Annotated in this window: 12 protein-coding genes; 7 read left to right on the top strand and 5 right to left on the bottom strand. The window is 61.4% G+C overall.

Going from position 1 to position 11271, the window contains the following annotated elements; all coding sequences use genetic code 11:
• Positions 1 to 7: 7 nt before the first annotated feature.
• From HBO19_RS20095 to HBO19_RS20065, 7 genes are all read left to right on the top strand, one after another.
• Positions 8 to 1669 carry an OFA family MFS transporter gene (locus HBO19_RS20095; RefSeq protein WP_169955640.1) on the top strand — a complete coding sequence of 554 codons (1662 nt, stop codon included), beginning with the start codon at positions 8 to 10 and terminating at the stop codon, positions 1667 to 1669.
• Between the two features lie 238 nt (positions 1670 to 1907).
• Complete coding sequence (gene hisB, locus HBO19_RS20090) at positions 1908 to 2501, top strand: imidazoleglycerol-phosphate dehydratase HisB (RefSeq protein ID WP_003218037.1); 594 nt, start codon at positions 1908 to 1910, stop codon at positions 2499 to 2501.
• The gene (hisH, locus tag HBO19_RS20085; RefSeq protein WP_170058150.1) at positions 2501 to 3139 is read left to right on the top strand and encodes an imidazole glycerol phosphate synthase subunit HisH; all 639 of its coding nucleotides are present in this window, start codon (positions 2501 to 2503) and stop codon (positions 3137 to 3139) included. The genes hisB and hisH overlap by 1 nt, the downstream gene beginning before the upstream one ends.
• On the top strand, positions 3139 to 3396 hold the full coding sequence (locus HBO19_RS20080) for a DUF2164 domain-containing protein (protein WP_029295898.1): 258 nt from the start codon (positions 3139 to 3141) through the stop codon (positions 3394 to 3396). Before hisH ends, HBO19_RS20080 begins: the two co-directional genes overlap by 1 nt.
• 39 nt (positions 3397 to 3435) lie before the next feature.
• Positions 3436 to 4173: a 1-(5-phosphoribosyl)-5-[(5-phosphoribosylamino)methylideneamino]imidazole-4-carboxamide isomerase gene (gene hisA / locus HBO19_RS20075; RefSeq protein ID WP_038445290.1), complete on the top strand. Its 738-nt coding sequence runs from the start codon at positions 3436 to 3438 to the stop codon at positions 4171 to 4173.
• A 9-nt stretch (positions 4174 to 4182) separates the two neighbouring features.
• A complete protein-coding gene (hisF, locus tag HBO19_RS20070) occupies positions 4183 to 4953 on the top strand; it encodes an imidazole glycerol phosphate synthase subunit HisF (protein WP_170058149.1) in 771 nt (256 codons plus the stop codon).
• Positions 4954 to 5019: 66 nt separating this feature from the next.
• On the top strand, positions 5020 to 5775 hold the full coding sequence (locus tag HBO19_RS20065) for an ABC transporter substrate-binding protein (RefSeq protein WP_169955643.1): 756 nt from the start codon (positions 5020 to 5022) through the stop codon (positions 5773 to 5775).
• 4 nt (positions 5776 to 5779) lie between these two features.
• Here HBO19_RS20065 and HBO19_RS20060 read toward each other — a convergent pair whose 3' ends face one another.
• The 5 genes from HBO19_RS20060 to HBO19_RS20040 form a co-directional block, all read right to left on the bottom strand.
• A complete protein-coding gene (locus HBO19_RS20060) occupies positions 5780 to 7039 on the bottom strand; it encodes a Vps62-related protein (RefSeq protein ID WP_170058148.1) in 1260 nt (419 codons plus the stop codon).
• 153 nt (positions 7040 to 7192) lie between these two features.
• Positions 7193 to 7735, bottom strand: a complete 543-nt coding sequence (locus tag HBO19_RS20055) for a hypothetical protein (RefSeq protein ID WP_178121375.1) — start codon at positions 7733 to 7735, stop codon at positions 7193 to 7195.
• Positions 7736 to 7804: 69 nt separating this feature from the next.
• On the bottom strand, positions 7805 to 8578 hold the full coding sequence (locus tag HBO19_RS20050; RefSeq protein ID WP_169955645.1) for a divergent polysaccharide deacetylase family protein: 774 nt from the start codon (positions 8576 to 8578) through the stop codon (positions 7805 to 7807).
• 1 nt (position 8579) lies between these two features.
• Positions 8580 to 9887: a S41 family peptidase gene (locus tag HBO19_RS20045; RefSeq protein ID WP_169955646.1), complete on the bottom strand. Its 1308-nt coding sequence runs from the start codon at positions 9885 to 9887 to the stop codon at positions 8580 to 8582.
• A 29-nt stretch (positions 9888 to 9916) separates the two neighbouring features.
• Positions 9917 to 11203 carry a murein hydrolase activator EnvC gene (locus tag HBO19_RS20040; RefSeq protein ID WP_169955647.1) on the bottom strand — a complete coding sequence of 429 codons (1287 nt, stop codon included), beginning with the start codon at positions 11201 to 11203 and terminating at the stop codon, positions 9917 to 9919.
• Between the last annotated feature and the right edge of the window lie 68 nt (positions 11204 to 11271).

Genomic DNA, 11271 nt, shown 5'->3' with positions numbered 1-11271 from the left:
AACACCAATGAACACTAGCACTGCGGCCGGCGTTACTGCTGCGCAGCCTGCGTTCCTGTCCAAGGAGCGCATCATCGCCAAGCCCGGTTTCAACCGCTGGCTGGTTCCGCCGGCCGCCCTGGCCATCCACTTGTGCATCGGCATGGCCTACGGCTTCTCGGTGTTCTGGCTGCCACTGTCCAAGGCGCTGGGTGTGACCGCGCCGGTCGCGTGCGCGCCGGACATGAGCTTTATCGCGCAGATCTTCTCGTCGTCCTGCGACTGGCCGATTTCCATGCTGGGCTGGATCTACACCCTGTTCTTCATCTTCCTGGGCTGCTCGGCAGCGATCTGGGGCGGCTGGCTGGAACACGCGGGGCCGCGAAAGGCGGGTGTGGTCTCGGCACTGTGCTGGTGTGGTGGCCTGCTGATCTCGGCGCTGGGGATTTATACCCACCAGATCTGGCTGATGTGGCTCGGCTCCGGGGTCATTGGCGGTATCGGCCTGGGCCTGGGCTATATCTCGCCGGTCTCGACCCTGATCAAGTGGTTCCCGGACAAGCGCGGCATGGCCACCGGCATGGCGATCATGGGCTTTGGTGGTGGTGCGATGGTCGGCGCCCCCCTGGCAGCGGCACTGATGGGCCACTTCGCTTCGCCGACTGGCGTAGGCGTATGGCAGAGCTTTTTGGTAATGGCCGCGATCTACTTCGTGTTCATGATCGGCGGTGCCTTGTCCTACCGCGTGCCACCGACCGGCTGGAAGCCTGAGGGCTGGACCGCGCCGGCGAAAAAAGCCAGCAACGCGATGATCACCCACCGTCACGTGCACGTGAACGTGGCCTGGAAAACCCCGCAATTTCGCCTGGTCTGGCTGGTGCTGTGCCTGAACGTATCGGCCGGTATCGGCATCCTCGGCATGGCGTCGCCGCTGTTGCAGGAAGTGTTTGGCGGCAAGCTGCTGGGCGTGGACGTGCCATTTGGTCAACTGGATGCCGGGCAACTGGCCTCCATCGCCGCCATCGCGGCGGGTTTCACCGGGCTGCTGAGCCTGTTCAACATTGGTGGGCGGTTCTTCTGGGCGTCGTTTTCCGACTACCTGGGCCGTAAGAACACCTACTTCGTGTTCTTCGCCCTGGGCTTTGCCCTGTATGCGCTGATCCCGAACCTCGGCCACCTGGGCAACGTCTCGCTGTTCGTGGCGGCGTTCTGCATCATCCTGTCGATGTACGGCGGCGGCTTCGCGACCGTACCGGCCTACCTGGCGGACCTGTTCGGCACGCAAATGGTCGGCGCGATCCACGGTCGCCTGCTCACCGCCTGGGCGGCGGCCGGCGTGCTGGGCCCGGTGTTGGTGAACTACTTGCGTGAGTATCAGTTGAGCATCGGCGTCGAACGCGCCGCGGCCTATGACATCACCTTGTACATCCTCGCCGGCCTGCTGGTGCTGGGCTTTATCTGCAACCTGCTGGTACGCCCGGTGGCCGACAAGTACTTCATGACCGACGCCGAACTGGCTGCCGAACAGGCCCTGGGCCATGACAAGGGCGCCGATGCCAGCACTTCCCTGGAGTGGAAAGCAGCCTCTGGCACCGTGCCATTGGCCATTGCTGCCTGGCTGGTTGTAGGTATCCCGCTGGCGTGGGGCGTGTGGGTGACCTTGCAGAAGACTGCAGTGCTATTCCACTGATGTAAAAACCTGTAGGAGCCGGCTTGCCGGCGATGGCGTCAGTAAGGTCGATGTTGATCTTGCGAATGCTTCGCCGGCAAGCCGGCTCCTACAAGGGTTGTTGCGTGCTTGTCGGGGGTTGTATGCACATGTCTATCCCCGACAGGCCGTCAGTCTTATCCCCTTCGATGTTTCTGTTTAGCGCCCGCAGCCCCTATAATGGCCACCTTTTTCGCCCAATGATTTTGCGGAGCTGGTGATGGCCGAACGTAAGGCGTCCGTCGAGCGCGACACTCTGGAAACCCAGATCAAAGCCTCGATCAACCTGGATGGCACCGGAAAGGCCCGATTTGATATCGGTGTCCCTTTTCTTGAGCACATGCTGGATCAAATCGCCCGTCATGGGCTGATCGACCTGGATATCGTCAGCAAGGGCGACCTGCATATCGACGACCACCACACCGTGGAGGATGTCGGCATCACCCTCGGCCAGGCGTTTGCCAAGGCCATCGGCGACAAAAAAGGCATCCGCCGTTACGGCCACGCCTATGTCCCGCTGGATGAGGCGCTGTCGCGTGTGGTCATCGACTTCTCGGGCCGCCCAGGCCTGCAGATGCACGTGCCCTACACCCGCGCCACCGTGGGCGGCTTTGATGTGGACCTGTTCCAGGAGTTCTTCCAGGGCTTCGTCAACCACGCCCTGGTCAGCCTGCACATCGACAACCTGCGCGGCACCAACACCCACCACCAGATCGAAACCGTGTTCAAGGCTTTCGGCCGCGCCCTGCGCATGGCGGTGGAGCTGGATGACCGCATGGCCGGGCAAATGCCGTCGACCAAGGGCGTTCTGTAATGCAGACGGTCGCGGTTATCGACTACGGCATGGGCAACCTGCATTCGGTGGCCAAGGCCCTCGAACACGTCGGCGCCGGCAAGGTGCTGATCACCAGCGATGCGCAGGTGATCCGCGAAGCCGACCGTGTGGTGTTTCCCGGTGTGGGCGCGATTCGCGATTGCATGGCCGAAATCCGCCGCCTGGGCTTTGACAGCCTGGTGCGCGAAGTCAGCCAGGACCGGCCGTTCCTCGGGATCTGCGTGGGCATGCAAGCCTTGCTCGACCGCAGTGAAGAGAACGGCGGCGTCGACTGCATCGGCCTGTTCCCGGGGGATGTGAAGTTCTTCGGCAAGGACCTGCACGAAGACGGCGAACACCTGAAAGTCCCGCACATGGGCTGGAACGAAGTGCGCCGCACCGTCGATCACCCGTTGTGGCACGACATCCCGGACATGGCGCGTTTCTACTTCGTGCACAGCTACTACATTGCCGCCGGTAACCCGCGCCAGGTGGTGGGTGGCGGGCACTACGGCGTCGATTTCGCCGCAGCCCTGGCCGAAGGCTCGCGCTTTGCCGTGCAGTTCCACCCGGAGAAAAGCCATACCCATGGCCTGCAGTTGCTGCAGAACTTCGCCAGCTGGGACGGGCGCCGGTAATGGCCAAGAAGATCAAGCCGCCGATCCTCAACCTCACTCCCCAGCAGGAGAGTGAGGCGACCGACAAGATCAAGCGTTTCATGGAAGACCGCTTCGAGCTCCGTCTCGGGTCGTTCGAGGTGGCTGAGATCCTCGAACTGTTCACCACTGAAATTGCTCCGCACTATTACAACAGGGCGATTTTCGATGTGCAGACGCACCTTAAAGAAAGGTTCGAGAGCATCGAAAGCGACTTGTGGGCGCTCGAAAAACCCTGATTTTCCGAGCAATGCTGAATATCGAATAAGGTTTGCCAGATGCTGATTATCCCCGCTATCGATCTCAAGGACGGCGCTTGCGTACGTCTGCGCCAGGGCCGCATGGAAGATTCCACGGTGTTCTCCGATGACCCGGTGAGCATGGCTGCCAAGTGGGTGGAGGGCGGCTGCCGTCGCCTGCATCTGGTGGACTTGAACGGCGCCTTCGAAGGCCAGCCGGTCAATGGCGAAGTGGTGACGGCCATCGCCAAGCGCTACCCGAACCTGCCGATCCAGATCGGTGGCGGTATCCGCTCCCTGGAAACCATCGAGCACTACGTCAAGGCGGGCGTGAGCTACGTGATCATCGGCACCAAGGCCGTGAAAGACCCGGCCTTCGTCGCCGAGGCCTGCCGCGCGTTCCCGGGCAAGGTCATCGTGGGCCTGGACGCCAAGGATGGTTTCGTCGCTACAGACGGCTGGGCGCAAATCAGCACCGTGCAGGTAATCGACCTGGCCAAGCAGTTCGAAGCCGACGGTGTGTCCGCCATCGTTTATACCGACATCGCCAAAGACGGCATGATGCAGGGCTGCAACGTACCGTTTACCGCGGCGCTGGCGGCTGCCACCAAAATCCCGGTGATCGCTTCCGGTGGTATCCACAACCTGGGCGATATCAAGTCGCTGCTGGACGCCAAGGCGCCGGGGATCATTGGCGCCATCACGGGCCGCGCGATCTACGAAGGCACCCTGGACGTCGCCGAAGCCCAGGCTTACTGCGATGCCTACAAAGGCTGAGGACTGACCATGGCGCTGGCCAAACGCATCATCCCTTGCCTGGACGTCGACAACGGTCGGGTGGTCAAGGGCGTCAAGTTCGAGAACATTCGTGACGCCGGCGACCCGGTGGAAATTGCCCGTCGCTACGACGAGCAGGGTGCCGACGAGATTACCTTTCTCGACATCACCGCCAGCGTCGACGGCCGCGACACCACGCTCCATACCGTGGAGCGCATGGCCAGCCAGGTGTTTATCCCGCTGACCGTGGGCGGTGGCGTGCGCACCGTGCAAGATATCCGCAACCTGCTTAACGCGGGTGCAGACAAGGTTTCGATCAACACTGCGGCGGTGTTCAACCCGGAGTTTGTCGGCGAGGCCGCGCAGCATTTCGGTTCACAATGCATCGTCGTCGCCATCGACGCCAAGAAAGTCTCAGGCCCCGGTGAAACCCCGCGTTGGGAGATCTTCACCCACGGCGGGCGCAAGCCTACCGGCCTGGATGCGGTGGAGTGGGCGGTGAAGATGGAAGGCCTGGGCGCCGGTGAAATTTTGCTGACCAGCATGGACCAGGACGGCATGAAAAACGGCTTCGACCTGGGCGTGACCCGCGCCATCAGCGATGCGCTGGGTATTCCAGTGATTGCGTCCGGTGGTGTGGGCAACCTGCAACACCTGGCCGATGGCGTCATCGAAGGCCACGCCAGTGCGGTGTTGGCGGCGAGTATTTTCCACTTTGGCGAATACACCGTTCCCGAGGCCAAGGCCTACATGGCTGCACGCGGCATCGTCGTACGCTAAACGCCACTGGACACCATGACAGGCTCGCGGCACTCTGGGGCCTGCCATGGATTCCGGTAACCCTACATGTTCAAAGACCTGCTGCTTGCCCTCGCCAGTTCTTCCATTCTGTTGGCGGGCTCGGCCAACGCCGCCGAGCCTTCCGGCACCTCCCTGGTGCTGCTGACGGAAAACTTTCCGCCTTACAACATGGCGAAAAACGGCAAGAATTTTGCCAAGGACGAGAACATCGAAGGCATTGCGGTGGACATTGTCCGCGAGACCTTCAAGCAGGCCGGCATTTCCTACAACCTCACGTTGCGCTTCCCCTGGGAGCGGATCTATAAACTCGCCCTGGAACAGCCAGGCTACGGCGTATTCGTGATGGCGCGCCTGCCGGACCGCGAAGCGTTGTTCAAGTGGGTCGGACCCATCGGCCCGGATGACTGGGTGCTGCTGGCCAGGGCCGACAGCAGCATCCAACTGACCGACCTTGAGCACGCCCGCACCTACAAGATCGGTGCCTATAAAGGCGATGCCATTGCCCAGACCCTGGAAAAACGCGGGCTCAAGCCGATTATCGTGCTGCGCGACCAGGACAATGCGCAAAAGCTCATGGAGGGGCAGATCGACCTCTGGGCCACCGGCGACCCCGCCGGGCGGTATCTGGCGCGCCAGGTCGGTGTTTCCGGGCTCAAGACGGTGCTGCGCTTCAACAGTGCCCAGCTGTATCTGGCACTGAACAAGGACGTGCCGGATGAGGTGGTGGCCAAACTGCAGGCGGCGCTGGATCAGCTACGTAAGGAAGGCGTGGTCGATCAGATCATGGCGCGCTATCTCTAGCGGTTCATGAGGCAGGCGCTGGCAACGGCTTGCAAGTGACCGCGCATTCACGGGCCGGTGGGTATTCGCTCCAATACACACTGTCACCGTCGGTGTAACTGATGCTAGTTGACACTTGCGTACCGTTTTCCCGCAGCAGCTTGTAATTGCTTTGCACCAGATAGACGGCTACCGCCTTGTGCGCGGGAACTGTGGCGTTGACTTCAAAAGTGGTCGAGCTGGTCCACCCTTCGGAGGACGTTTGCGTGTGCGTGAGGCTGCCGCTGAGTTTTGCCGAGACCTTGCCCGAAGCGCCCCACACGTTGAAACCCCATTCAGTGCCAATTTCGATGGCCGTGGTGTCGGTCAGTGTCTTGAGGCTACTGCCGTTCTGCCCTCGCGTAGCGGTCCATTTGAAGGTCTGGTTCAGCGAGCTGTTGTTATGACCAAACCCGACCAATATGTATTTGTCCGATCGTTCCAGTCGGTAAGTGGGGGACGTACGCAGTTGTTGGAGGGGCGACAGATTGGGGTCCGTGACGGTAAACCAGGCCAGTTTTGCGATATAGGTCACTTCGGCCTTTTCGAAAGGCGAAGGCTGTCGCTCGCTTGCAAGTGCTGGCGCCGGAGGAGGGGCCTTGGCCTGCAGGGGGATCTGCATGCGCAATGAGTAAGCCGCAATGTGTACCGAGGGTTTGGTATAGCTGGCGACTCCGACAAAGGTTCCTGCCGACAGGTACACCTCGCCTGCCGCCGCCCCTGGAGGGCTGATGCCCCAGGCGCTGAAGTCCAGACGGGCGGGGCTGCGCTTGTTGTTCCAGATCGGGTCGCTGATGTATGAGGCAATCACCAGATCCGCTCGAACGCACCGGATTGTGTTGAGTGAGGGCTTTTCGTAGCCGTCAGTGGCCACCAGTCCCACTGCTACATAGCCGGTGGGTGGAAGCGGGCGCCAGATGGCCCCGTTCGAATGGGCACTGGAGCCTTTGTCATCCCACACTTTTTCGAACTCGATGGGTGGCATGAGTGCGTTGCCTTTACTGCGCTCTTCTTCGGTTAGTGCAGGGGCCTCCGATACCACAGCGACCGTGGCTTTATGGTTGATACCGTCGTGTCCGGCAACCGCATGGTCGCCGAGCGGAAAATAGTCGGTGAGGAAGTCGGCGGACGGTACCGGGCGCCAAAAACTGACGGGTGCTGCGTTGGGTGAACCCTTGTTGTCCCAGAGTCGACTGAACTCCGTTGTGAAATTAATGAGCAGATTGCCAAATTTTATCGATTCCATTCGTGGGGCTCCGGTTGTTAGCGAGGCTTTATGAAGTCAACCCGCAGGGTTGAGGGTTGGTCGGCCTGATCACAGGCATAGGTGCAGACTTTGACAGGCTTGTTATTTACAAAAAGGATCTTGGTGAGGTGGTCCTCTGGCCCGCTGACCGCGTCATCGAGTGGGCGAAACAGAGCGATGGGTTCTGGGCGGTTTGCGGGCCAATAGGGTCGTTGATATAGGCGTTGCGGGCGTCGATAGGCGCGCTGTCAGGGCCAGAATGTCAGCGCCATCGGCGGGCGCGGCCTCAGCCAGTTTCAAGGGCGTGATCCCATCGTCAATCAGGCTTGCCAGCGAGGTGTGCAGCTCGACGATGGCCAGGTCCACCCCTTGGCTGCTGCTCCACTTGAGGGTTTTGAGTGGATAAGCCTTGATGGTTTCCAGGGTGTCGTCGAAATAGTTGAAGTTGACGCTGCCCTTGATCGGCAGATCCTCATGCACCAGACCGCCGAGACGATGCAGACAATGGCTGCTGCTCACCACATAGGCCGGACCGGATTTTCCGTGCGCATTGCGCGTATCCAGCAGGCTGGCGGTACACAGGGCCTGGCTTTGGTGCTGTTGCCGGTTATTGTGCAGAAACCTGGGCGCGGCGATGAGGGCTGTGTATAGGGTACTGGGCAACAGCCCAGAGAGAAGGTGTCGAGAGGGGGTCATGATCATCCTGATAGTTGAGTGTTGTCCGCTCACTATTCAGGTGTTCACGTGCGGCGGTGCGGTAGCTATCTAGCGGTAGATGCCATTTTTGCCGTGGCCACTCATGGCCTGGTTGCTGCGCACACTGATCATCAGCTTGATATCAATCCACTCGACGCCCTGGGCCTTGAGCTTGGGCAGCTCGCGCTCCAGCACCGCCAGGGTCTGTGGGTATGGGTGGCCGATCATCACTGCCGAACCCTGTTTGTGCGCCAGCTTGATAGCCGTCTGCAACTGCGTGGTGATGGCCGCTTCGGTGCGTTCGTCATCCAGAAATACATCCCGCGAGACGTGGGCCAGGTTGATCTTCTGTGCCTCGGCGGCGGCCACGGTCTTGGCGCTGGTGCGGCTGTCGACGAAAAACTTGTGCCGGCGCTGCAACTCGCCCATCAACCACGCCATGGCGCCAGGCTCAGCGGTCATGCGGCTGCCCATATGGTTGTTGATGCCGGCGGTGTAGGGCACGGCCTTGAACGCTGCATCCAGGCGCTTGCCCAGTTCTTCGACAGGCAGCTCGGGGTGCCAGGCGAACGGGCCGGTGGCCGGGTCCATGGGCATGTGCAGGATCACGATCTTGCCGGCGCGATGGGCTTCGCGGGCGAACTCGGCGGCGTGCGGGGTATCGGGCATGATCGCCGCCGTCACCGGGCCGGGCAGGGCCAGCACGCGACGATCCCTGGGCAGGTTTTGCCCAAGGTCGTCGATGATCAGGGTCAGGTAGGCTTTGTGGGGCTGGTCGGCAGGAGTCGCTTGGGCGACTCCTGCCAGGCTGCACAACAGTGCGAGGATGAGCGCAAAACGCATATCAACGGCTGCGCGTAATGCTCAGGCCCTTGAGCAGGCTCAACGCCTGGGCCAGTTGGTAGTCGTCGTCCTGTGGCATCGGCTTGGCTTTCGGGCCGCTGCCGCTTGGCTGGTCGGCGCCGCCGTTGCCATTGCCCAGGTGACCTTGCAGGTCGGCTTCCTTGAAGTATTCGTTGTCGCTCTCGTTGGTGATCTTGGCCCGACGCACCTCGATATCCGGCACGATGCCCTGGGCCTGGATCGAACGACCATTAGGCGTGTAGTACAGCGCCGTGGTGATCTTCAGCGCACGCTCGTTGTTCAGCGGCAGCACGGTTTGCACCGAGCCCTTGCCGAAGCTGGTGGTGCCCATCAGTACACCGCGTTTCTGGTCTTGCAGGGCGCCGGCGACGATTTCCGAGGCCGAGGCGCTGCCGCCGTTGATCAGTACTGCCAGCGGGACGTTTTCGCTGAGGTCCTTGCCGGTGGCCGAGAAGCGCAGTTCGGAGTTGGCGATGCGGCCCTTGGTGTAGACGATCAAGCCTTTGGTGATGAAATGGTCGACCACTTCCACCGCCGATTGCAGTACGCCGCCGGGGTTGTTGCGCAGGTCCAGGACAATGCCGTTGAGCTTCTTGCCGTTGTCCTTGCGCAGCTTGGCCAGGGCCTTGGCCACTTCGTCGCCGGTCTTGACCTGGAACTGGGTGATGCGGATGTAGCCGTAACCCGATTCCAGCAACTGGCTCTTCACGCTCTTGACCACGATGGTGGCGCGGGTCAGGGTCACGTCAAACGGGCTGCCGCCGTCACGCACCAGGGTCAGGGTGATTTTCTGGCCGACCTTGCCGCGCATCTTGTCGACGGCTTCGGTCATGGTCTGGCCACGGGTCGGCTGGCCATTGATCTTGACGATCAGGTCGCCGGCCTGGATGCCGGCCTTGGACGCCGGGGTGTCATCGATTGGCGACACCACCTTGATGATGCCGTCCTCGGCGCCGACCTCGATGCCCAGGCCACCGAATTCGCCGCTGGTGCTTTCCTGCAGCTCGGCGAAATCTTCCGGACCCAGGTAGGCAGAGTGCGGGTCGAGGTTGCTGAGCATGCCTTTGATGGCATTTTCCAGCAGGGTCTTGTCGTCCACAGGTTCGACATAGGCTGCCTTGATCCGGTCCATGACCTCGGCAAAGGTGCGCAATTCGTCCAGCGGCAGCGGTGCCTTGGTGGTCGCGGCCGTGGCTGACGGGGCGGTCTGGTCGGCGAATGCCATAGGCGCGCCGATCACCAGGGCGATCGTCAGGGCCAGCGAAGTGAGGCGGGACAAATGCAGCATGTCGAACGAACTCCTAATGTAGGTGCGGCCTATCCTTGGGCGCGACACCATTGTGCAGGGTCGCTCGGGCGGCCCTGCTGACGAATAGCGAAGTACAGCGCCGGGGTGTCCTGGCCGCCACTGTTACCGACAGTGGAGATGGATTCACCGGCTTTTACAACATCACCTGCGGCCTTGAGTAACGTCTGATTGTGGCCGTAAAGGCTCAAATAGCCATTGCCGTGGTCAAGAATCACCAGCAAACCGGCGCCGCGCAGCCAATCGGCGAACACCACGCGCCCGCCGTGCACGGCATGCACCTGGCTGCCCGCAGAGGCGCTGATCATCACGCCATCCCACTTGGTGCGGGTGTCATCGCCACGGGTTTCACCAAAGCGTGCCAGTAGTCGACCATCAACTGGCCATGGAAGTTTGCCTCGGGCAGTAGCAAAAGGCCCGCCAAACGATTCACCGGCGCTGGAAACCAGTGGGCCGGGGGCTGCACGCGCCGGTTTACGCGGGGCGTCGCTGGCGAGCGCCTCGGCTTCACGCTGGCGCTGTTTTTCTGCTTCCTGCTGGGCGATCAGCGCTTTCTGCCGCGCTTGTTCGGCTTCGCGGGCCTGGCGTGCCAGGGTTTCCTCGATGGTTTTCAGTACTTTGGCCAGGTCGGCCTGGTCCTGCTGGCGCGCCTGCAATTTGGCATCACGGGCTTTTACGTCACTGTTGAGCTTGGCCAGGGCCTGCTGGCGCTCCTTGCGCACCTTGTCCAGCTCGTCGCGCTGGGTGTCGAGGCTGCTTTTCTGGGCCAGTAACTGGCTTTGCTGATCGGCGATTTCCCTCTCGACGTTGGCCAACTGGCGCAGGGTCTCGTTGAAGCTCTTGAGTTGCTCCAGGCGCGCGGTGCTCAGGTAGTCGTAGTAGGTCAGGGTGCGGGCGAATTTTTCCGGGTTCTGCTGGTTGAGCAGCAGCTTGAGGTACTCCTGGCGGCCGTTCTGGTAGGCGGCACGGGCCTGGATTGCGATCAGGCGTTGCTGTTCAACGCGCGCGCTCTGGAGTTTTTTTTTCTCACCGTCGAGTCGCTCCAGTTCCGACTCGCTCTTCTTTAGTTCTTTTTGCAGCTCCTGGACCTGCTTCTCCAGCTTGCCCATTTCGGTTTCCGTGCCGCGCAGGTCTTTCTGCACCCCGGATTTTTCTTCCTGGAGCTTGCCGAGCAGTTTCTTCAGCTCGGTAATGTCCTGACGCGTAGCGTCCAACTGTTGTTGGGTTTGCGCACGCTCGTCGGCCAAGGCCGGTTGGAGCACGCAGACAAGAGCAAGGGTAATCAAGGCGCGAAGCATAGAGGCGGGCGACACCAGGGAAAGGGACGGCCTAGTATGCCCGCCCCACGCTGCAAAAAAAACGCCCA

Origin of the sequence: Pseudomonas sp. WS 5021 (genome assembly GCF_012985535.1) — a bacterium.
GTDB lineage: Bacteria > Pseudomonadota > Gammaproteobacteria > Pseudomonadales > Pseudomonadaceae > Aquipseudomonas.
Note: the sequence above shows the minus strand (reverse complement) of the source record. Positions and strands in the feature narration are given on the sequence as shown.